The sequence below is a fragment of the Shinella sp. BE166 genome (assembly GCF_051201095.1).
Classification (GTDB): domain Bacteria; phylum Pseudomonadota; class Alphaproteobacteria; order Rhizobiales; family Rhizobiaceae; genus Shinella; species Shinella lacus.
Genome location: NZ_JBPEHL010000006.1, coordinates 86,222 through 106,128 on the forward strand (window position 1 = coordinate 86,222; position 19,907 = coordinate 106,128).

21 protein-coding genes are annotated in these 19,907 nt (G+C 64.5%); 18 read left to right on the forward strand and 3 right to left on the reverse strand.

Annotation, left to right across the window (positions count from 1 at the left end):
• Positions 1 to 21 precede the first annotated feature (21 nt).
• Positions 22 to 663, forward strand: coding sequence for a cob(I)yrinic acid a,c-diamide adenosyltransferase (cobO, locus tag J2Y63_RS16780; protein WP_435267010.1), 642 nt, complete (start codon positions 22 to 24; stop codon positions 661 to 663).
• A 4-nt stretch (positions 664 to 667) separates the two neighbouring features.
• On the opposite strand, the gene J2Y63_RS16785 is transcribed toward cobO, so the two are convergent.
• Positions 668 to 1,453, reverse strand: coding sequence for a TSUP family transporter (locus J2Y63_RS16785; RefSeq protein WP_435267011.1), 786 nt, complete (start codon positions 1,451 to 1,453; stop codon positions 668 to 670).
• Positions 1,454 to 1,620: 167 nt separating this feature from the next.
• Between J2Y63_RS16785 and J2Y63_RS16790 the strand changes: the two genes are divergently transcribed.
• From J2Y63_RS16790 to J2Y63_RS16820, 7 genes are all read left to right on the forward strand, one after another.
• Complete coding sequence (locus J2Y63_RS16790; protein WP_435267012.1) at positions 1,621 to 2,682, forward strand: serine hydrolase domain-containing protein; 1,062 nt, start codon at positions 1,621 to 1,623, stop codon at positions 2,680 to 2,682.
• Between the two features lie 200 nt (positions 2,683 to 2,882).
• On the forward strand, positions 2,883 to 3,359 hold the full coding sequence (locus J2Y63_RS16795; protein ID WP_435267013.1) for a cobalamin biosynthesis protein: 477 nt from the start codon (positions 2,883 to 2,885) through the stop codon (positions 3,357 to 3,359).
• Entirely contained in the window at positions 3,359 to 4,201 is an 843-nt protein-coding gene (gene cobA / locus J2Y63_RS16800; RefSeq protein ID WP_435267014.1) for a uroporphyrinogen-III C-methyltransferase, read from the forward strand. The genes J2Y63_RS16795 and cobA overlap by 1 nt, the downstream gene beginning before the upstream one ends.
• The gene (locus J2Y63_RS16805) at positions 4,198 to 5,505 is read left to right on the forward strand and encodes a cobyrinate a,c-diamide synthase (RefSeq protein WP_435267015.1); all 1,308 of its coding nucleotides are present in this window, start codon (positions 4,198 to 4,200) and stop codon (positions 5,503 to 5,505) included. The genes cobA and J2Y63_RS16805 overlap by 4 nt, the downstream gene beginning before the upstream one ends.
• Positions 5,502 to 6,515 (forward strand): threonine-phosphate decarboxylase CobD, encoded by a 1,014-nt coding sequence (gene cobD, locus J2Y63_RS16810; protein ID WP_435267016.1) that lies wholly within the window; start codon positions 5,502 to 5,504, stop codon positions 6,513 to 6,515. Before J2Y63_RS16805 ends, cobD begins: the two co-directional genes overlap by 4 nt.
• A complete protein-coding gene (gene cbiB / locus J2Y63_RS16815) occupies positions 6,512 to 7,492 on the forward strand; it encodes an adenosylcobinamide-phosphate synthase CbiB (RefSeq protein WP_435267017.1) in 981 nt (326 codons plus the stop codon). Before cobD ends, cbiB begins: the two co-directional genes overlap by 4 nt.
• 152 nt (positions 7,493 to 7,644) lie before the next feature.
• On the forward strand, positions 7,645 to 8,073 hold the full coding sequence (locus J2Y63_RS16820; RefSeq protein WP_256115500.1) for a L,D-transpeptidase: 429 nt from the start codon (positions 7,645 to 7,647) through the stop codon (positions 8,071 to 8,073).
• Positions 8,074 to 8,088: 15 nt separating this feature from the next.
• On the opposite strand, the gene J2Y63_RS16825 is transcribed toward J2Y63_RS16820, so the two are convergent.
• Positions 8,089 to 8,814: a Crp/Fnr family transcriptional regulator gene (locus tag J2Y63_RS16825; RefSeq protein ID WP_256115501.1), complete on the reverse strand. Its 726-nt coding sequence runs from the start codon at positions 8,812 to 8,814 to the stop codon at positions 8,089 to 8,091.
• Positions 8,815 to 9,014: 200 nt separating this feature from the next.
• Between J2Y63_RS16825 and hemN the strand changes: the two genes are divergently transcribed.
• The 8 genes from hemN to J2Y63_RS16865 all read left to right on the forward strand — a co-directional run bounded on the left by hemN (position 9,015) and on the right by J2Y63_RS16865 (position 16,788).
• On the forward strand, positions 9,015 to 10,355 hold the full coding sequence (gene hemN / locus J2Y63_RS16830) for an oxygen-independent coproporphyrinogen III oxidase (protein WP_435267018.1): 1,341 nt from the start codon (positions 9,015 to 9,017) through the stop codon (positions 10,353 to 10,355).
• Positions 10,356 to 10,479: 124 nt separating this feature from the next.
• Positions 10,480 to 10,764, forward strand: a complete 285-nt coding sequence (locus J2Y63_RS16835; protein ID WP_256115503.1) for an acyl carrier protein — start codon at positions 10,480 to 10,482, stop codon at positions 10,762 to 10,764.
• A gap of 115 nt (positions 10,765 to 10,879) precedes the next feature.
• Positions 10,880 to 11,362, forward strand: coding sequence for a 3-hydroxyacyl-ACP dehydratase FabZ family protein (locus tag J2Y63_RS16840; protein ID WP_435267019.1), 483 nt, complete (start codon positions 10,880 to 10,882; stop codon positions 11,360 to 11,362).
• The gene (locus J2Y63_RS16845) at positions 11,359 to 12,558 is read left to right on the forward strand and encodes a beta-ketoacyl-ACP synthase (protein WP_435267020.1); all 1,200 of its coding nucleotides are present in this window, start codon (positions 11,359 to 11,361) and stop codon (positions 12,556 to 12,558) included. The genes J2Y63_RS16840 and J2Y63_RS16845 overlap by 4 nt, the downstream gene beginning before the upstream one ends.
• A gap of 10 nt (positions 12,559 to 12,568) precedes the next feature.
• Positions 12,569 to 13,855, forward strand: a complete 1,287-nt coding sequence (locus J2Y63_RS16850; RefSeq protein ID WP_435267021.1) for a beta-ketoacyl-ACP synthase — start codon at positions 12,569 to 12,571, stop codon at positions 13,853 to 13,855.
• Positions 13,856 to 13,868: 13 nt separating this feature from the next.
• Entirely contained in the window at positions 13,869 to 14,897 is a 1,029-nt protein-coding gene (locus tag J2Y63_RS16855) for a zinc-binding dehydrogenase (protein WP_435267022.1), read from the forward strand.
• Positions 14,898 to 14,908: 11 nt separating this feature from the next.
• Positions 14,909 to 15,838: a lipid A biosynthesis lauroyl acyltransferase gene (locus J2Y63_RS16860; RefSeq protein ID WP_435267023.1), complete on the forward strand. Its 930-nt coding sequence runs from the start codon at positions 14,909 to 14,911 to the stop codon at positions 15,836 to 15,838.
• A gap of 323 nt (positions 15,839 to 16,161) precedes the next feature.
• Positions 16,162 to 16,788 (forward strand): PAS domain-containing protein, encoded by a 627-nt coding sequence (locus J2Y63_RS16865; protein ID WP_256115508.1) that lies wholly within the window; start codon positions 16,162 to 16,164, stop codon positions 16,786 to 16,788.
• Between the two features lie 61 nt (positions 16,789 to 16,849).
• Here J2Y63_RS16865 and J2Y63_RS16870 read toward each other — a convergent pair whose 3' ends face one another.
• The gene (locus J2Y63_RS16870) at positions 16,850 to 17,332 is read right to left on the reverse strand and encodes a hemerythrin domain-containing protein (protein WP_435267024.1); all 483 of its coding nucleotides are present in this window, start codon (positions 17,330 to 17,332) and stop codon (positions 16,850 to 16,852) included.
• Positions 17,333 to 17,542: 210 nt separating this feature from the next.
• Here J2Y63_RS16870 and ccoN point away from each other — a divergent pair, with 210 nt between their 5' ends.
• Both ccoN and ccoO read left to right on the forward strand, forming a co-directional pair.
• Complete coding sequence (gene ccoN / locus J2Y63_RS16875) at positions 17,543 to 19,165, forward strand: cytochrome-c oxidase, cbb3-type subunit I (protein ID WP_435267025.1); 1,623 nt, start codon at positions 17,543 to 17,545, stop codon at positions 19,163 to 19,165.
• Between the two features lie 10 nt (positions 19,166 to 19,175).
• Positions 19,176 to 19,907, forward strand: a complete 732-nt coding sequence (gene ccoO / locus J2Y63_RS16880) for a cytochrome-c oxidase, cbb3-type subunit II (protein ID WP_435267026.1) — start codon at positions 19,176 to 19,178, stop codon at positions 19,905 to 19,907.

A 19,907-nucleotide genomic window follows, 5' to 3' on the forward strand; every position in this document is an offset into this window, starting at 1 on the left:
ATCGATGCAAAGGGAAGAGCTATGACCGAGAACCATGACGAAACCGCCGGCATGAGCGAAGCCGAACTCGCCCGCCACTCGGAAAAGATGGCGAAGAAGAAACATGCGCGCGAAAAGATCATGGCGACGAAGACGGACGAGAAGGGCCTGGTGATCGTCCATACCGGCAAGGGCAAGGGCAAATCGACCGCCGGCTTCGGCATGATCTTCCGCCATATCGCGCACAAGAAGCCCTGCGCCGTCGTGCAGTTCATCAAGGGTGCCTGGGCGACGGGCGAGCGTGACCTGATCGAGGCGCATTTCTCCGATATCTGCCAATTCTACACGCTCGGCGAAGGCTTTACCTGGGAAACGCAGGACCGCGCTCGCGACATCGCGATGGCGGAAAAGGCCTGGGAAAAGGCGAAGGAACTGATCCGCGACGAGCGCAACTCCATGGTGCTGCTCGACGAGATCAACATCGCGCTGCGCTACGACTATATTGACGTGAAGGACGTGATCGCGTTCCTGCAAGCCGAAAAGCCGCACATGACCCATGTGGTGCTGACCGGCCGCAACGCCAAGGAAGAGCTGATCGAGATCGCCGATCTTGCGACCGAGATGGAGCTTCTGAAGCACCCCTTCCGCTCGGGCATCAAGGCCCAGCAGGGCGTCGAGTACTAAAACGCTACCAGCCGAGCCAGACGCGGATCGGATGGCTCGGATCGGCCATGAGGCGGATCGCGAGTGCCACGGAGGTGACGACGAGGAGGGGCTTGATGACCTTCGCGCCGACCTTCATCGCCACGCGCGAGCCGACCTGCGCGCCGAGGAACTGCCCGACACCCATCGCCAGGCCGACCTTCCACAGCACGACGCCATAGAACAGGAAGACGACGAAGGCGCCGACATTCGAGCCGAAGTTCAAAAGCTTCGTGTGCGCGGTCGCCTTTAGCACGCCGAAGCCGGCGAGCGTCACGAAGGCCAGCATGAAGAATGAGCCGGTGCCCGGGCCGAACACGCCGTCATAGAAGCCGATCAGCGGCACGATGGTGACGGTGAACAGGAAGACGCCCATGCGGCGGTGTTTGTCGACATCGCCGATATTCGGCTTCAGCCCGAAATAGACGGCGATCGCTACCAGCAGGAAGGGCAGCACCGCCTTCAGCACGTCGCCCGGAACGATGGTGGCGAGCAGCGCGCCGAAGACCGCGCCGAACGCCGAAAGGGCCGCCATCGGCAACTGTTCGCTGAGCCGCACGTGGCCGGCGCGGGCATAGGCAAGCGTCGCCGAGCCGGAGCCGAACAGCGATTGCAGCTTGTTCGTGCCGAGCGATTCGAGCGGCGGAATGCCGGCGATCAGCATGGCGGGAATGGTGATCATGCCGCCGCCGCCCGCAATGGAATCGATGAAACCGGCGAGGAAGGCGGCAAGAAACAGGAAGAACAGGATCTGAGGGGCGATATCGGCCAAGACGGGACTCGGTGGGCGCGAGGGAGAGACGTGGCTGGTCTTCTGTCAGACTGCGCGGCAAAAGCAAAGCCTGACGTTGCCAGGCCTCTTGTGCGTTTCGCGCAACGCGGATCAAACAGGCTGGTGGTGCGTATGTAGAGTGCTGCGTGGCGAAAGAGAGGGTGGACATGAACGGATCTATGGGCGCGTTGGAAAGGGCTGCGGCAGAAGACCTCGGATTTTCCGCCGGGCTGGAGCGGAAACTTCTGGCCGGCATCGAATCGGGCCTGATCCGCGATGTGCATGCCGTGTTGGTCAGCCGCCGCGGCAAGCTGGTGCTGGAGCATTATCGCGAGGCGCCGGATGAGAGCTGGGGCATGCCGCTCGGCACCGTTGCCTTCGATGCCGGGACGCTGCATGACCTGCGTTCGGTGACGAAGAGCGTGGTCGGCCTGCTTTACGGCATAGCGCTCGATCGCGGCCTCGTGCCGCCGCCTGAGGCATCTCTTCTTGGGCAGTTTCCGGAATATTCCGACCTTGCGGCCGATCCGGTGCGCGCGGGCCTGACGATCGAGCATGCGCTGACCATGACGCTCGGGCTCGAATGGGACGAATACCGCTCCTATGCCGATCCGCTGAACAGCGAGATCGCGATGGAAAATGCGCCGGACCGCTATCGTTTCGTGCTGGCGCAACCGGTTTTGCATGCGCCCGGCACGCGCTGGGTCTATTCGGGTGGCGCGACGGCGCTGGTGGGCGCGGTGATCGAGCGTGGGACAGGTCTCCGGATCGAGGATTTTGCCCGCGACGCGCTGTTTGCACCACTCGGCATCCTGGATTTCGAATGGATGAGCGGACGCGACGGCGTTGCGTCCCCCGCATCCGGCCTCCGCCTGCGGCCGGGGGATCTGCTGCGGATCGGCCAGATGGTGCTGGACAATGGTCTTGCCGGCGACCGGCAGATCGTTTCGCGAGACTGGATCGAGACATCATGTGCCCGGGTTGTCCCGACTGATGACGGGCTTGGTTATGGCCGTTTCTGGTTCACCGACGCGGCATTTGTGCCGGCTTTCGGCGAGGTGCGGCCTTGGGTGGCCGGCTTCGGCAATGGCGGCCAGCGGCTGTGGCTGATGCCGGATGCGGATCTCGCCTGCGTCATTTTCTCCGGCAATTACAACGCGCCGGACGCCTGGGTGTCGCCGACGCGCATCTGGCGGGAGATCGTCCTCGCCAATCTGCAAACCATTTGAGGCATGCCGCATCCGGCATGGTCGCTGGCGCAATCCGATTTGACCGGCCTTGCGCCCTCCGGTACTAAGGAAGGTGCGACGGTGCCCGCCTGGCGGGCCGAGCGGTGTCCGGTGCGGCCGACCAAGACGGGGCTTCATCCGGAACTGTCGGAGACGGCATGGCCGGGCCCTTTCGCGTTGAATTTTGCGAGAGACCGCCAATGCGCCAAGAGGCCACATCACGGGACGCCGGACGACGATCGCTCGTGCTCGGCCTCGGCTGCGAACGTGGCACGCCCCCCGCCGAACTCATCGATCTTGCCATGTCGGTCGTCGCGTGCCCCGAGGACGTCGCCTTCGTTGCGACGCTGGACGTGCGGGCTGATGAGCCGGCCATGCACGCCGTTGCCCGCCATTTTTCGGCTCCCCTCGTGACCTTCCCGGCCGCACGCCTTGAGGCAGAGACGCCGCGGCTTGCCAATCCGTCGCCGATCGTCTTCGCCCATACGGGCTGCCACGGTGTCGCCGAGGCGGCGGCGCTGGCGCAGGCCGGGGCAGGCGGCCGGCTGATCGTGGAGAAAACGAAATCGGCGCATGCGACCGTGGCGATTGCGGAATCTTTCCAATCGTTTGCTGGGGTTTCCTCTGGAAGTGATTCCGTCTCCTCTTCCCTTGATTCAAGCCGGGACCACGCCTGATGCAGACCCTGTTTTCCGCCCTCCCGTCGATGGAAAAAGGCAGCGTCTGGCTCGTCGGCGCCGGGCCGGGTGATCCGGGCCTGCTGACGCTGCATGCCGCCAATGCGCTCCAGCAGGCGGATGTCATCGTGCATGATGCGCTGGTCAATGCCGAGTGCCTGTCGCTCGCACGCCCCGGTGCCGTGCTGGAATTTGCTGGCAAACGCGGAGGCAAACCCTCGCACAAGCAGCGAGACATTTCGCTGCGGCTCGTCGAGCTTGCCCGCGCCGGCCACCGCGTGCTGCGGCTGAAGGGTGGCGATCCCTTCGTCTTCGGGCGCGGCGGCGAGGAGGCGCTGACGCTGGTCGAACACGGCATTCCTTTCCGCATCGTGCCGGGCATCACGGCGGGCATCGGCGGGCTTGCCTATGCCGGCATCCCAGTCACCCACCGGGAGGTCAACCACGCCGTCACCTTCCTGACCGGCCATGATTCCTCCGGCCTCGTGCCGGACCGCATCAACTGGGAAGGCATCGCCAAGGGCTCTCCTGTCATCGTCATGTATATGGCGATGAAACATATCGGCCAGATCGCCGCCAACCTCATCGCCGGAGGGCGCTCGCCGGATGAGCCGGTTGCATTCGTCTGCAATGCCGCGACCGCCGAACAGCAGGTGCTGGAAACGACGCTCGCCCGCGCCGAGGCCGATGTCGCCGCCGCCGGCATCGAGCCGCCTGCCATCGTCGTTGTCGGCGAGGTCGTGCGGCTGCGGCCCTCGCTCGACTGGCTCGGCGCCCTGACGGCGGGCCGCAATTTGGCACCCGATCCGTTTCGCTCGCACGAGATGAAGGACCAGGCATGAGCGGATTGCTCATCGCCGCGCCCGCGTCCGGCTCCGGCAAGACGACGGTGACGCTGGGACTGGCGCGCGCGCTGGCCGATGCCGGCCTCAGCCTCGTCTCCGGCAAGGCGGGGCCGGACTATATCGACCCGGCCTTCCACGCCGCCGCCAGCCGCAAGCCCTGCCTCAACTACGATCCCTGGGCCATGCGCCCGGAACTGATCCGGGACCATGCCGCTACGCAGGCCGGCGCGGGCGATTTCCTGCTGATCGAGGCGATGATGGGCCTCTTCGACGGCGCCGCCGACGGCACCGGTGCGCCGGCCGACCTTGCGGCGACGCTCGGCCTGCCGGTCGTGCTTGTTGTCGATTGCAGCCGCCTGTCGCAGTCGGTCGCGGCGATGGTGCTGGGCTACCGGGATTTCCGCCGCGATATCCAGGTTGCCGGCGTCATCCTCAACAAGGTCGGCAGCGTCAGGCATGAGGCGATGCTGCGCGGCGCGCTGGAGGCAAGCGGCATCGAGATTTTTGGCGTGCTGGAGCGCGATCCGGCGCTCGCCCTGCCGGAGCGCCATCTCGGCCTCGTGCAGGCCGGCGAGCATGGCAGGCTGGAAAGTTTTATCGCGCATGCGGCGGATGTCGTGAAGCGCTGCTGCGATCTCGACCGGCTGGTTTCGGTGGCGGAGACCCGTACTTTGCAGGCTCCGGCGCCGTCCGTCTCAAGTCTGCCGCCGCTCGGTCAACGTATCGCGATTGCCCAGGACGTCGCCTTCGCCTTCACCTACGAGCACCTGCTGATCGGCTGGCGCGGGGCCGGTGCAAGCCTCTCCTTCTTCTCGCCTTTGGCCGACGAGGCGCCGGCGGCCGATGCGGATGCGGTCTATCTGCCCGGCGGCTATCCGGAACTGCACGGGCCGGCTCTTGCCAATGCCGGCCATTTCCGCCTAGGCATGCAGGCGGCCGCGCGGCAGGGCGCGCGGATCTATGGTGAATGCGGGGGGTACATGGCTTTGGGGGAGGCTCTGGTTGTGGCGGATGGCGCGCGCTACGAGATGCTCGGCCTGCTGCCGCTCGTCACCAGCTTTGCCGAACGCCGCCGCCATCTCGGCTATCGCCGTGTCACGCCGCTTGAAGGCAGCGGGTTTGCCGCGCCGATGACGGCGCATGAATTCCATTATTCGACTGTCGTGCATGAAGGGGAGGCGCAGCGCCTGTTTGCCGTGACGGACGCGATGGGCGACGACCTCGGCGAGGCCGGGCTGCGGCGCGGCGCCGTCAGCGGTTCCTACATGCACCTGATCGATCTCGCGCCGGAGGCGGCATGACCGCGCCGCGTATCGTGCATGGCGGCGGCATTGCCGCGGCGGCGGCACGCTTCGGTGGCCGGCCGGAGGATTGGCTTGACCTTTCCACTGGCATCAACCCCATTCCCGCCGTGCTCCCCGAGGTCGATGTCGCCGCCTGGCACCGCCTGCCGGATCGCCACCGGCAGGACGAAACCCGCGCCGCCGCCGCCCGCTACTACGGCACGCCCGATGCGCTGCCGCTCCCGGTTCCCGGCACGCAATCCGTCATTCAGCTGCTGCCGCGCCTCGTCGCCGCCGGCCGCCGTGCCGCCGTGTTTTCGCCGACCTATGGCGAATATGCCCGCGTGCTCGGCAATGCCGGCGTGCCGGTGGATCGCATCACCAGCCCCGGTGAGGTGACGAGTGCGCACGGCCTCGTCATCGTCGTCAATCCGAACAACCCGGACGGCCGCCTGTTTTCGCGCGAGACGCTGCTCGACCTGCATGCCCGCGTCGCGGGCGAGGGTGGTCTGCTGGTTGTCGACGAGGCCTTTGGCGATATGCGCCCGGAAACCTGCATCGCGCCGCTTGCCGGCGAAGGCAGACCCGGTCTTCTCGTCTTCCGCTCCTTCGGCAAGTTTTTCGGCCTCGCAGGCCTGCGCCTCGGCTTCGTGATCGGCGAGACGGCGGTGGTCGAGCGTATCGAGGACGGGCTCGGCCCCTGGGCCGTCTCCGGCCCGGCGCTCACCATCGCAACCCGCCTGATGGGGTCCGACACCACCGTCATCGGCCGCTCCATCGCGGCGCGCAAGGCGGCGCTCGATGCGACACTCACCGGCGCGGGCCTTGACGTCGTAGGCGGCACCGGTCTCTTTTCGTTGGTCGAGCATGCAGATGCCGCAGCCCTCCACGAAGCGCTCTGCCGCCGCCATATCCTTGTCAGGCCGTTCGACTACAATCCGCGCTGGCTGCGCTTCGGCCTGACGCCGGATGCCGCAGGGGATGCCCGGCTTGCCGCGGCGCTGGCGGAGGGGATGGCCGGTCGATGACGGAGACGCTTTTCCTGCTGTTCTTAGCCCTCGTGCTGGATCGCCTCGTCGGCGATCCGGAAAAGCTGTGGCGCCGCGTGCCGCATCCCGTCGTGCTGTTCGGCCGCGCGATCGGGCTGATGGACAAGCTCTTCAACGGAAAACGCCTCTCTGCCGATACCAAGCGTTTTAATGGCGCGGTCGGGATTGCCGTGCTGCTTGCCGCGAGCGTCTTCCTGGGTGTCCTCGTGCATCGGCTTCTCGGACCCCTTGGGATCGTCGGTGCGATCGTCGAGATCGTCGTCGTCGCGATCTTCCTAGCCCAGAAGAGCCTCTACGATCACGTGCGTGCCGTCTCCAGCGGCCTCAAGCGCGGCGGGCTGGAGGGCGGGCGGCAAGCGGTGTCGATGATCGTCGGGCGCGATCCGGCGACGCTCGACGAACCGGCGGTCTGCCGGGCGGGTATCGAAAGCCTCGCGGAGAACTTTTCCGACGGCGTCGTAGCGCCGGCCCTCTGGTATGCGCTGCTCGGCCTGCCGGGCCTCTTCGCCTACAAGATGCTGAACACGGCGGATTCGATGATCGGCCACAAGAACGCGAAATATCTCGATTTCGGCTGGGCCTCCGCGCGGCTCGACGACCTCGCCAACTGGCCGGCCGCGCGCCTGTCGATCGCCTTCATCGCCGCTGGCGCCTGGCTGCGCAAAAGCCGGGCGGCGGCGCGGGCGGCAATCGGCACGGCGCTGCGCGACAGCGGCCTGCATCGCTCGCCGAATTCCGGCTGGCCGGAAGCCGCCATGGCCGGGGCGCTGGGCGTTGGCCTCGCCGGCCCGCGCATCTATGGCGGCACGCGCGTCGATGAGCCGATGATGAATGCGAGCGGCCGCACCGTGGCGACGATCGCGGATATCGATCTGTCCTTGCGGATATTTTCCGCGGCCTGCGCTGCTCTTGCGGGCGTTGTATTGCTGGCAGCGCTTCTTTCCGCTCTGCTTTGAGCGGCCGGACAGCACTTCACTAAAATTTTACAGCTTAACTTCGTTTTCTTTTCGCCACCCCCGTCAATATTGCGGAAGGCTGAAACGTCTATATTCTGTCTCGCTGTGAGACATGGCGTTCAAGCCATGCCCAATCGTTTTGAGGGGAAGTCATGCGTAAGTTATTTGCGACCGCAGTCGCATTCCTTCTTGTACTGTTTCAAACCCAGACCGCACTTGCCGCCAACATTACCGCACAGATCAGCCTTTCTTCGCAAACCATGACCGTTACTCAGAACGGCGTGGTAAAGCACCGCTGGCGCGTCTCCACCGGCCGCAAGGGCTATGGCACGCCGACGGGCGCCTGGAGCGCGAAATGGGCCTCGCGCAACCATCGTTCGCGCAAATACAACAATGCGCCCATGCCCTTCGCGATCTTCTTCAAGGGGGGATATGCGGTGCACGCGACCTACGAGACCAAGCGCCTGGGCCGGCCGGCCTCGCATGGCTGCGTGCGGCTCTCGCCGGACAATGCGGCGACGTTCTACCAGATGGCAAACCGCAGCGGGCTTTCCAACACGCGCATCGTCATCACGCGCTGACTCTAAGGGATAGCGTCAGTCGTTGCCGGCGTGGCGCATCAGACGGTCCATGTCGGGAACCGTGACGTGGCGGTTGTTCTCGATGCGGATGACGTTTTCCTTGCGCAGCTTGGTGAACTGGCGGCTGACGGTTTCGATCGTCAGCCCGAGGAAATCGGCGATATCGGCGCGTGACAGCGGCAGGTCGAACGAAGACATGTCGACGCTTTCCGGGTCGATATGGGTGGCGATGAGGTAGAGGAAGCTCGCGACCTTCTCCTGCGCCGACTTGCGGCCGAGCGTCAGCATCCAGTCGCGCGCCTCGTCCAGCTCCTTCAGCGCCTGCTGGTGCAGCCGGTGCTCCAGCTCCGGCGTCCTCTTGACCAGCCGGTCGAGCACGTTGCGCGGGAAATTGCAGATCTCGCTTTCGGTCGCCGCTTCCGCGGAGATCGCGCTTTCGGCGAGGAACGGGCGGCCGAGGAAATCGGGCGCGAACTGCAGGCCGACGATCTGCTGACGGCCGTCCGCCATCACCTTCGTTAGCTTCACCACGCCGCGCATGATGTTGGAATAGTTCACCACCGTCTCGCCCTGGCCGATCACCTCGGCGCCGCTGTCCAGCCGGTGGCGGGAGGAATGTTTGTTGAGCTCGGTGAGCTGCTCGGCCGTCAGCACGCCGCATACGCCGCCATGGCGCGCCTCGCAGGCGCGGCAGACAAGCGGGATATCGGAATTATGGATATCTTGGCGGCGAATTTCCATATCGGTTTCCTTTCGCCTTGCGGCGCATATCGCGGTGCTACCGCACGCAGACAGCAACATAAAGCGTGCCGCCTCGCGGCAAAATGGCGCTTCCTGACTATTGTCAAATCCTAGACCAGTCATTCCGGCTTTCACTTGATCAAAATCAAATGGCGGCGGTCATTTCAGGTTTATTTGCCTTGGCGAGCAAGGAGATGACCATGCAGGACGAACTCGTGAAACGCCTTTCGTCGCCGGTGCCGCGTTATACAAGCTATCCGACCGCGCCGCATTTCAACGATAGTATCGGCACGGAGGCCTATGCGGACTGGCTCCGCCTGCTCGGGCGGGACAGTCGGCTGTCGCTCTATGCCCACATTCCCTATTGCGACCGGCTCTGCTGGTTCTGCGCCTGCCACACGAAGCAGACGCTGCGTTACGAGCCGGTCGAGGCCTATCTGAAGGGGCTCCACGCCGAAATCGCCGCGGTCGGCGCCTGCGTTTCGCACGATGCACCCGTCACCGCGCTGCATTTCGGCGGCGGCTCACCGACCTTGCTGCGGCCGGAGGACATGATCGCGCTCAAGCACTGTTTGGCGCAGAACTTCGCCTTCGCGAGCGATGCGGAAATTTCCTTGGAGATGGACCCGAACGATCTTGACGAGGCCCGCCATGATGCGCTTTCCGAAATCGGCATGACGCGTGCCAGCCTCGGCATCCAGGATTTCGATCCCAAGGTGCAGAAAGCGATCAACCGCATCCAGACCTTCGAACAGACGCGCGGCGTGGTGGAAGCGGCGCGGGCGCGGGGCGTGCGCTCGGTCAATTGCGACATTCTCTACGGGTTGCCGTACCAGACGATGGAAACGCTGGCGGAAACCGTGCGTGCGGTCATCTCGCTGGCGCCCGATCGTATCGCGCTCTTTGGCTATGCCCATGTGCCGTGGATGAAGAAGCATCAGACGATGATCGACGAGGCGGTACTGCCGGGCATTGTCGCGCGGTTCCATCAGATGACGATGGCGGCGGAGATGCTGGTGGCGGTGGGCTATGAGGCAATCGGCATCGACCACTTCGCGCTGCCGGCGGACCGGCTTGCCCTTGCGGCGCGGCAAGGCACGCTGCGGCGCAATTTCCAGGGTTATACCGATGACCAGGCGGATGCACTGCTCGGCCTCGGCGCCTCTTCCATCGGCCAGCTTCCCCAGGGCTATATCCAGAACATGCCGGCGACGGGCGAATATCTGCGCCGGGTGGAGGAGGGTGGCCTTGCGGCGGTGCGGGGTTATGCACTGACGGAGGAGGATCGCGCCCGCGCCTTCGTCATAGAACGGGTCATGTGCGATTTCGGTTTTGCCTTCGCGGATGTACCGCCGGCCTTTCGCCGCACGATCCGCGCGGAGGCGACCGGCTTTGCGGCCGCCGACAGGGACGGCCTCTGCCGCATCGAGGGGGAGCGCTTCCTGCTGACCGCGGCGGGGCGGCCTTTTGCCCGCACGGTCGCCGCCGTCTTCGACGCGCATCTCGCCAGCGGCCGCGGCCGGCATTCCATCGCGGTCTGACCAGCGGTTGCGCCATGCTGTTTGCGCAACACAGCAGCGCCGACTGCGCAGGGCCCTCATCAAACCCCATTGGCAATTGCGTCCGTTTTCCCTATAGGATCGCGCGACTATAGATTCATGAGGTATGGGCGTGACTGCTACATTCGACAAGGTTGCCGACATCATTGCTGAGACCAGCGAGATCGATCGCGAGACGATCACGCCTGACAGCCACACGATCGACGATCTCGGCATCGACAGCCTGGACTTCCTCGACATCGTCTTCGCGATCGACAAGGAATTCGGCATCAAGATCCCGCTGGAACAGTGGACGCAGGAAGTCAACGAAGGCAAGGTCGCGACGGAAGAGTATTTCGTCCTGAAGAACCTCTGCGCCAAGATCGACGAGCTTCGCGCCGCCAAGGCTTGAGGTTACGGCGCCCGCCTCGGCGGGATTGACTGGACGATCCCGGTGCCTTTGGCTCGCGGCCTGCCGACTTCGGCAGGCCTTTCGATTTCCGGACCCCGCCGCAGGTGATATCCCGATGCTGCTCGAATATTTCCAGATGATCGATCGCGTGGAAGCCGTCGACGGCGCGCGCCGCAGGCTTACGGCCCGCTCGGTCGTGCCCGCGCAAAGCCCCGTCTTCGAAGGCCATTTCCCCGGCATGCCGCTCGTTCCCGGCGTGCTTCTCATCGAGACGATGGCACAGGCCTCCGGCTTCCTCGTGCTGGCGGCGACGGATTTTGCCGCCATGCCTTTCCTGATGACCGTCGACGGCGCCAAGATGCGCGCCTTCGTCGAGCCCGATGCGGTGCTCGACATCGAGGCCGTGCTGGAGCATGACGGGTCGGGTTATGCCGTGACCAAGGCGAAGATCACGTCGGCCGGCAAGAAGATCTGCGACGCGCAGCTGAAGCTGCGCACCGTGCCGTTTGCCGAGGTGCCGCTCGGCGATATCGTGCGCAAGCGCGCGGGCGAGGTGGGTTTGTTCGAGGCGCTCGAGGCGTCTGCGGAAGGAAAGTGAGCATGGCGAACAACGATGTGGTGATCACGGGCGTCGGCATCGTCACCTGTCAGGGTGTTGGGGCGGAGGCGCATGTGGCGATCCTCGGTGCCGCGACGGCGCCGGACCTGAAGATCGAGACGGAACGGTTCGCGCCCTATCCGGTGCATCCGATGCCGGAGATCGACTGGAACCAGCAGATCCCCAAGCGCGGCGACCAGCGCCAGATGGAGAACTGGCAGCGTCTCGGCGTCTTCACTGCCGGCCTTGCGCTGGACGATGCCGGCTTCAAGGACGATGCGGACGCCTGCGGCACGATGGACATGATCGTGGCGGCCGGCGGCGGCGAGCGCGACATCGCGGTCGATTCCCTGATCGTCGACGAGGGCCTGAAGCGCAACGATCGTGAGCGGCTGCTCAACGAGAAGCTGACCACCGAGCTGCGTCCGACGCTGTTCCTCGCGCAGCTTTCCAACCTGCTCGCCGGCAATATTTCCATCGTGCACAAGGTCACTGGCTCGTCGCGCACCTTCATGGGCGAAGAGGCGGCCGGCATCAGCGCCGTCGAGACCGCCTTCCACCGCATCCGCTCCGGCCAGTCGACGCATACGCTCGTCGGCAGCGCACTGGTTGCCGAGCGGCAGGATGTCATCCTGCTCTATGAGGCGATCGGCGCGCATGCGACCGGCGGCTGGGCCCCGCTCTGGTCGCGCGACGAGGATGCCGGCGGCGGCATCATCACCGGCACGGCGGCAGCTTTCCTGATCCTCGAATCCCGGGCGCATGCCGAGGCCCGCAATGCGCGCATCTATGCGACGATCGACGCTATCGGCGGCGACCGCGGGGCGCGTGATGAGGGACGGCTTGAAGCCCGCCTCGACCAATTGGCCGAGGGCGCTGCGACGGGCGCCGACACTCTGGTCTTCTCCGGTGCTTCCGGCCAGCACGGCCCGACGGCGCGGGAAAAAGCCTGGCTCGACCAACGCTTTCCCGGCAGCCCGGTGCGCGGCTTCAGCGCCGTCACCGGCCAGGCGCTCGAAGCGCAGTTTCCGCTCGGCCTGGCGCTTGCCGCGCTGACGCTCGGCGCGGGCCTCAAGGTCGCTCCGTTCGATGCGGCGGCCGAGGCGGCGATGAGCGCGCCGGCGCGCGCCGCTGTCGTCACGACGGTCGGCCATTCGCGCGGCGAGGGCGTCGCAATTCTTGTCGCAGAGAAGTGAGGTTACGGCCATGACGAAAGCCGCTTACAGGGATCATCTCGGTCGCCCGATCGTCGCCATTACCGGCATGGGCGTCATCACCTCGCTCGGGCAGGGGCTTCAGGACAACTGGGCGGCGCTGACCGGCGGCGTGTCGGGCATCCACGGCATCACGCGTTTTCCCGTCGAAGGGCTCAACACCCGCATTTCCGGCACCGTCGATTTCATCGACCTTCCCGTCGAAAACCCGGTCGAGCGTTCCTTCGCCTATGCCCGTGAGACGACGGACGAGGCTTTGGCGCAGGCCGGCCTTTCCGGCGACTTCGGCGGCCCGCTCTTCCTCGCCGCACCGCCGATCGAGCCCGACTGGAGCGACCGCTTCGCGCTCGCCGACCGTGCGCCGCCGTCGCAGCGTCCGGGTGATGCCTATGACCGCTTCCTTTCCGTGCTGCGCGGAAAGCCAGAGCCTGCCCTGCACGAGGCCTGGGCTTTTGGGGCGATCTCCGAGCGCCTTGCCGACCGTTTTGGCACACGCGGGCTGCCGGTCACGCTCTCCACGGCTTGCGCCTCCGGCGCCACCGCCATTCAGCTCGGCGTGGAAGCCATCCGGCAGGGCCGTACCGACCGTGCGCTCACTGTCGGCACCGATGGTTCGGTAACGGCCGAGGCGCTGATCCGTTTCGCGCTGCTTTCCGCGCTTTCGACGCAGAACGACCCGCCGACCAGGGCCTCAAAACCCTTCAGCAAGGACCGCGACGGCTTCGTCATCGCCGAGGGTGCTGCGACGCTCGTGCTGGAATCGCTGGAATCCGCCATCGCGCGCGGCGCCAAGGTGCTCGGCATCCTCAAGGGCTGCGGCGAGAAGGCCGACCATTTCCACCGCACGCGCTCCTCGCCGGATGGCGGCCCGGCGATTGCGACGATTCGTGCCGCACTGGAAGACGCCGGCATCGACGAGAGCGGCATCGGCTATATCAATGCGCACGGCACTTCGACGCCGGAAAACGACAAGATGGAATATCTCTCCATGTCGACCGTCTTCGGCGAGAAGCTGGCGGGCATTCCGGTCTCGTCCAACAAGTCGATGATCGGCCATACGCTGACGGCGGCGGGTGCCGTCGAGGCGGTGTTCTCCATCCAGACCATGCTGACCGGCACGCTGCCGCCGACCATCAACTACACGAACCCCGACCCGGCGATCGTTCTCGACGTCGTGCCGAACGTGAAGCGCGATGCGCGCGTCACCGCGGTTCTCTCCAACTCCTTCGGCTTCGGCGGCCAGAACGCCAGCCTCGTCATGACGGCCGAACCGGCCTGATAGGAATTTTACCATGCGCGCCCTGCAGCTTCTTGACGACCGCAAGCTTGAACTGACCGACATTCCGGAACCGGACGCACCCGGTCCCGGCGAGGTCACGTTGCGCGTGAAAGCCGTGGCGCTCAACCATATCGACGTCTGGGGCTGGCGCGGCATGGCCTTCGCCAAGCGCAAGATGCCGCTGGTCATCGGCGCGGAAGCCGCCGGCGTCGTCGAGACGCTCGGCCCAGGCGTCTCCAGCGTGTTGCCCGGCCAGCTCGTCTCGATCTATGGCGCGCGAACCTGCGGGCTTTGCAAGCCCTGCCGCGAAGGCCGCGACAATCTCTGCGAACATGTCGGCGGCGTGCATGGCTTCCATCTCGATGGGTTCGCGCAGGAGAAAGTGAACCTTCCCGCCCGCCTGCTCGTGCCGGCACCGCCCGGCGTGGATGCGGTCGCGGCCGCGCTCGCCCCCGTCACCTTCGGCACGGTCGAGCACATGCTGTTCGACAATGCCAAGCTCGAACCGGGCGAGACGATCCTCGTCCATGCCGGCGGCTCCGGCATCGGCTCGGCCGCCATCCAGCTTGCCAAGAAGATCGGCTGCACCGTCATCACCACCGTCGGCTCGAATGACAAGATTGAACGGGCCAAGGCGCTCGGCGCCGACCATGTCATCAACTACCGCGAAGACCGTTTTGAAGGCGTCGTGCGCAAGCTGACCAAGAAGAAGGGCGTCGACGTCGTTTTCGAACATGTCGGCAAGGACACCTGGGCGGGCTCGATGCTCTGCATGAAGCGCGGCGGGCGTCTCGTCACCTGCGGCTCCACCTCGGGCATCTCGACAGACATGAACCTGATGATGCTCTTCCAGCAGCAGTTGAAGCTGCTCGGCTCCTTCGGCTGCCGCATGGAGAACATGGCGAACGCCATGCAGAAGATGGCGCGTGGCCTCGTGCACCCGGTCATCGACACCGAAATCACCTTCGACGGTATTGCGACCGCTTTGGAGCGCATGGAATCGCGCCAGATCTTCGGCAAGATCGTCCTGAGGCTGGACTGACGCCGGTGCGGATGGTCGTCACACGCCTGGTTCTCGCGGCAAGGAACACCAAGCAATGGCTGGTGGCGCAGTTCGCCTTCGGCCTGCTCAACCTCCTGAAGCTGCTGCCGGCGGATGGCGCCATCAACTTCGCCGACCGTTTTGCGCGCTGGATCGGCCCGAAGACCAGCCGCCACACGCTGACGCTCACCAACCTGCGCAATGCCTTTCCGGAAAAGCCGGAGGCGGAGATCCAGGCGATCGCGCTCGACGCCTGGGGCAATATGGGCCGGCTTGCTGCCGAATATGTCTTCCTCGACCGGCTTTTCGATTTCGATCCCGCGCGACCGACGCCCGGCCGCATCGAGGTTTCCGGCATTCCGCTCTTCGTGGATCTGCGCGACAACCCGCGGCCGTTCATCGTCTTCACCGCGCATATCGGCAATTTCGAGCTGCTGCCGGTGGCAGGGGCTGCCTTCGGGCTCGACGTGACGGTGCTCTTCCGGCCGCCGAACAACCCCTATGTCGCGGAAAAGGTGTTCGAATTCCGCCGCGAGCGCATGGGCCACCTTGTGCCGTCCCATGCCGGCTCCTCCTTCACGCTGGCGCGCAAGCTGGATGCCGGCGGGCCGGTCGGCGTGCTTGTGGACCAGAAGTTCAACAAGGGGCTGCACACGAAATTCTTCGGCCGCGACGTGCAGACAAACCCGCTGCTCGCAAAGCTCGTGCGCCAGTTCGACTGTGAGGTCTATCCCGCCCGCTGCATCCGGCTGCCCGGCAACCGCTACCGCCTGGAGCTGGAACCGGCAATGGCGGTTCCCCGCAAGGAGAACGGCGCCGTCGATGTCGATGCGACCGCGCAGATGCTGAACGACAAGGTGGAGCAATGGGTGCGGGAGTATCCCGGCCAGTGGTTGTGGTATCACGACCGCTGGAATATCAAGCGCAGCCTTATTACTTGAGTGCTTACGATTTCTTTCTTTCTATTCTAAATCTGAACGTATTCATTATTCCGAATTATACGACTTTAGGCTAATTAAGGGTTTGACATCCTTCCGTACGCTGTTACCATTTTGCTAATAGAAGCGCTTTGGACAGCATATTTGCGGGAGGAAAGATCAAAGCTATATCCTGTTTCCGGACAATTTAAGTAGTGTAATGATGCAATTGCTGTAGATTTCAGCAATTCAGGGAGCAACAATTGAAAGCTCTTGTAGAGTTGTTCTGGTTTAAGTATTCGCAACTTCAGCATGCAGTCAAGATCGGAAACGAACGACTGGTTTCCATGCTGGACAAGGAAATCGAGCCGGCCCTGGTGGCCGTGTTGCAGCGGGAGGCGAGCGACGTCTCCGAACTCCGCTCCCAGTTCCAGTTCGTGGTGGACCTCCTGCGCGAGGAATCCGAAGACAGGGCCTGCGTGCTCCGGCAGGCGCATAATTTCAAGCTCCTGCTGGATCGTTATTTCGGCACCGACGAGGCCGCCAGGCCCTTCCGCGTGGACATGCAGGATGTCGCGCGGCCCGTCGCGGCGCCGCGGGTGGTGGAGGATGGCCTGCTGAACGAGGCGATCCTCGACAGCCTGCCGGATCGCGTGGCGGTCATCACGACGGATTACCGCTACCTCTATTCCAACCCGCTGAACGCCCAGCGCTTCAGCGAGAAACCCATCGATCTCGTGGGACGCCACATCGTCGAGTTCATCGGCATGCAGCGCTTCGACGGCCGCGTGAAGCGGCATCTGGACCGTTGTTTTTCGGGCGAGGTGGTGGAGTACGACTATATCTCTCCACGGCGGGGCAATTCCATCACGCGCTGCCGCATGACGCCCTGCATGTCGGCCGCCGGAAACGTGCTCGGCGCCATCCTCGTTCTCCAGGAAACGCTGGAGACGCGCGGGCCGATCGCTGCCTGAGTTTTGAAATATTCGCCGCATTATCCTACGCCGAAGCGATTCCGCTCCGGCTGGAAATGCTCTACGACGCCAGTCCGGCGCCGCGCAGCATGAACTGCTGTTCGAAGGCAATGTGGCGCCGGATCGATTCGAAGAAGCCGCGGAGCATGTAGCCCGCGGCTTCCGCGTTGACGGTGCCGTCGCCGCTGCCAAGCCGTGTCAATGTGTCGGTCAGTTCCTCCGCAAAACACTCGTCCTCGACATGTTCGAACTTCAGCCGGACGATCGTCTCGGTGAGGTCGCGGTTGCCGGTCGCCGCCTGCTCCAGGAGCGGAAACACCGCTTCCTCCTCGTAGCGATGCACGCCGTTGACCAGCGGAATCAGGGATTTCGCGGCATACATGCATTTCTGCCGGTTGATGTTTGCCGGCAGGCTGTCGGCGATCTCCTCCAGCGCTTCGCACAGCGTCAACTGCGTGTCGTGGGCCTTCTTCAGCCAGTCCAGCGAAACGGTGTCCGTCGGGCGGTCCGAAAGCAGCCGGGCGATATCTGCATAGTCCGTCATCTCGTGCTTCCTCGTTTGGGAAGGGCCGCGGCGCATTCGGCGCGCGGCTGCGTCAACCTGTCCCTTTGATGCCGCCGGCTTCCGTCCGCTGCCTTGATCCATGTCAAGGATGCTCGCCTGCGCATCTGCGAAGCCTCAATCGAGCGCAAGGGCCTGCTCCGCGAGGGAGCCGGCTTGAGCGGGAAATTGACCGGTTGGGGGATGCCAACGATGAAATTCATGACGGAAACGATCGTCCTGGCCGTGGGAGCGTTCATTGCGCTGCTCGGCGCGGCCTTTGCCCAGGACAGGCTCTTCGAGGCCCATATGTGGGTTCTCTTCTTCGTGCTGCTGGCCAGCACGCTCTTCATGGTGCGGCGCATTTCCTTTGCGCCCGCCGTCGCCGCCACGTCGTCTTCGGATGACGACGGCTATTTCGACGAGGTCATCAAGTACGGCGTCATCGCGACGGTGTTCTGGGGCGTCGTCGGCTTCCTGGTCGGCGTCGTCGTGGCGCTGCAACTGGCCTTTCCCGATCTCAACATCGAGCCCTGGCTGAACTTCGGCCGCACGCGCCCGCTGCACACCTCGGCGGTGATCTTCGCCTTCGGCGGCAATGCGCTCATCGCGACCTCCTTCTATGTCGTGCAGCGCACCTCGCGCGCCCGGCTGTTCGGCGGCAATCTCGGCTGGTTCGTGTTCTGGGGCTACCAGCTCTTCATCGTCATGGCCGCCACCGGCTATCTGCTCGGCATCACGCAGGGCAGGGAATATGCCGAGCCGGAATGGTATGTCGACCTGTGGCTGACCGTCGTCTGGGTCTGTTATCTCATCGCGTTCCTGGGCACGATTATGACCCGCAAGGAACCGCATATCTACGTGGCGAACTGGTTCTTCCTGTCGTTCATCGTCACGATCGCCATGCTTCACATCGTCAACAACCTGGCGGTCCCCGTCTCCTTCCTCGGCGTCAAGAGCTACTCGGCCTTCTCCGGCGTGCAGGATGCGCTGACGCAATGGTGGTACGGCCACAATGCCGTGGGCTTCTTCCTGACGGCCGGCTTCCTCGGCATGATGTACTACTTCATTCCGAAGCAGGTGAATCGTCCGGTCTATTCCTACCGCCTGTCGATCATCCACTTCTGGGCGCTGATCTTCATGTATATCTGGGCCGGCCCCCACCACCTGCACTATACGGCGCTGCCCGACTGGGCGCAGACGCTCGGCATGGTCTTTTCCATCATGCTCTGGATGCCCTCGTGGGGCGGCATGATCAACGGCCTGATGACGCTGTCCGGCGCCTGGGACAAGATCCGCACCGACCCGATCGTGCGCATGATGGTCATGGCCGTCGCCTTCTACGGCATGGCGACCTTCGAAGGCCCGATGATGTCGATCAAGTCGGTCAACTCGCTCAGCCACTATACGGACTGGACGATCGGCCACGTACATTCGGGCGCGCTCGGCTGGAACGGCCTCATCACCTTCGGCGCAATCTACTTCCTCGTGCCGAAACTGTGGAAGCGCGAGCGGCTCTATTCGATCCGCATGGTCAACTGGCACTTCTGGCTCGCCACCCTCGGCATCGTCGTCTACGCGGCCGTCATGTGGGTCGCCGGCATCCAGCAGGGCCTGATGTGGCGCGAATATGACGAGCAGGGGTTCCTGGTCTACTCGTTCGCCGAAACGGTCGCGGCCATGTTCCCCTACTACGTGCTGCGTGCCGTCGGCGGTGGGCTGTTCCTCTTGGGCGCGCTCATCATGGCCTACAACGTGACCATGACAATCCTCGGCTACCAGCGTGACGAGGCCCCGATCCCGGGGGCTGCGCCCGCGCTCCAGCCGGCCGAATAGGAGGGATCCGATGTCCATTCTTGATAAACACGCCATCCTTGAACGCAACGCGACGCTTCTCCTCGTCGGCTCGCTCCTCGTGGTCACCATCGGCGGCATCGTCGAGATCGCGCCGCTCTTCTACCTGGAAAACACCATCGAGAAGGTGGAGGGCATGCGGCCCTATTCGCCGCTGGAACTCGCCGGGCGCGACATCTATGTCCGCGAGGGCTGCTACGTCTGTCACAGCCAGATGATCCGGCCCTTCCGCGACGAGGTCGAGCGCTACGGGCATTATTCGCTCGCCGCGGAATCGATGTACGACCATCCGTTCCAGTGGGGCTCGAAGCGCACGGGGCCGGACCTTGCCCGCGTCGGCGATCGGTACTCGAACGAGTGGCACGTCCAGCACCTGGTCGAGCCGCGCTCGGTCGTGCCGGAATCGGTGATGCCGAGCTACGCCTTCCTCAAGGAAACGCCGCTGGAGGTGAAGAACGTCTCCATGCACCTCTCGGCCAACCGCGCGGTCGGCGTGCCTTATACGGACGAGATGCTGGAAAACGCCGAGGCCGACCTGAAGGCGCAGGCCGATCCGAACGCCGATACGTCCGGCATCGAGTCCCGCTACCCGAAGGCGAAGTTCGGCGATTTCGACGGCGATCCCAGGAAGCTCACCGAAATGGATGCGCTCGTCGCCTATCTGCAGATGCTCGGCACGCTGGTGGACTTCTCCACCTATGATGATGCCGCCGGTTACCGCTGA

Bases quoted from the DNA above. Each gene is read 5' to 3' on its own strand.
- hemN (WP_435267018.1), top strand. From the start codon at position 9,015: ATGCAGGACGAACTCGTGAAACGCCTTTCGTCGCCGGTGCCGCGTTAT.
- cobD (WP_435267016.1), top strand. From the start codon at position 5,502: ATGACCGCGCCGCGTATCGTGCATGGCGGCGGCATTGCCGCGGCGGCG.
- J2Y63_RS16795 (WP_435267013.1), top strand. From the start codon at position 2,883: ATGCGCCAAGAGGCCACATCACGGGACGCCGGACGACGATCGCTCGTG.
- J2Y63_RS16860 (WP_435267023.1), top strand. From the start codon at position 14,909: ATGGTCGTCACACGCCTGGTTCTCGCGGCAAGGAACACCAAGCAATGG.
- J2Y63_RS16850 (WP_435267021.1), top strand. From the start codon at position 12,569: ATGACGAAAGCCGCTTACAGGGATCATCTCGGTCGCCCGATCGTCGCC.
- J2Y63_RS16825 (WP_256115501.1), bottom strand. From the start codon at position 8,814: ATGGAAATTCGCCGCCAAGATATCCATAATTCCGATATCCCGCTTGTC.
- J2Y63_RS16790 (WP_435267012.1), top strand. From the start codon at position 1,621: ATGAACGGATCTATGGGCGCGTTGGAAAGGGCTGCGGCAGAAGACCTC.
- J2Y63_RS16855 (WP_435267022.1), top strand. From the start codon at position 13,869: ATGCGCGCCCTGCAGCTTCTTGACGACCGCAAGCTTGAACTGACCGAC.
- cobA (WP_435267014.1), top strand. From the start codon at position 3,359: ATGCAGACCCTGTTTTCCGCCCTCCCGTCGATGGAAAAAGGCAGCGTC.
- J2Y63_RS16820 (WP_256115500.1), top strand. From the start codon at position 7,645: ATGCGTAAGTTATTTGCGACCGCAGTCGCATTCCTTCTTGTACTGTTT.
- J2Y63_RS16865 (WP_256115508.1), top strand. From the start codon at position 16,162: ATGCTGGACAAGGAAATCGAGCCGGCCCTGGTGGCCGTGTTGCAGCGG.
- ccoN (WP_435267025.1), top strand. From the start codon at position 17,543: ATGAAATTCATGACGGAAACGATCGTCCTGGCCGTGGGAGCGTTCATT.
- cobO (WP_435267010.1), top strand. From the start codon at position 22: ATGACCGAGAACCATGACGAAACCGCCGGCATGAGCGAAGCCGAACTC.
- J2Y63_RS16835 (WP_256115503.1), top strand. From the start codon at position 10,480: ATGGGCGTGACTGCTACATTCGACAAGGTTGCCGACATCATTGCTGAG.
- J2Y63_RS16840 (WP_435267019.1), top strand. From the start codon at position 10,880: ATGCTGCTCGAATATTTCCAGATGATCGATCGCGTGGAAGCCGTCGAC.
- J2Y63_RS16870 (WP_435267024.1), bottom strand. From the start codon at position 17,332: ATGACGGACTATGCAGATATCGCCCGGCTGCTTTCGGACCGCCCGACG.
- cbiB (WP_435267017.1), top strand. From the start codon at position 6,512: ATGACGGAGACGCTTTTCCTGCTGTTCTTAGCCCTCGTGCTGGATCGC.
- J2Y63_RS16805 (WP_435267015.1), top strand. From the start codon at position 4,198: ATGAGCGGATTGCTCATCGCCGCGCCCGCGTCCGGCTCCGGCAAGACG.
- ccoO (WP_435267026.1), top strand. From the start codon at position 19,176: ATGTCCATTCTTGATAAACACGCCATCCTTGAACGCAACGCGACGCTT.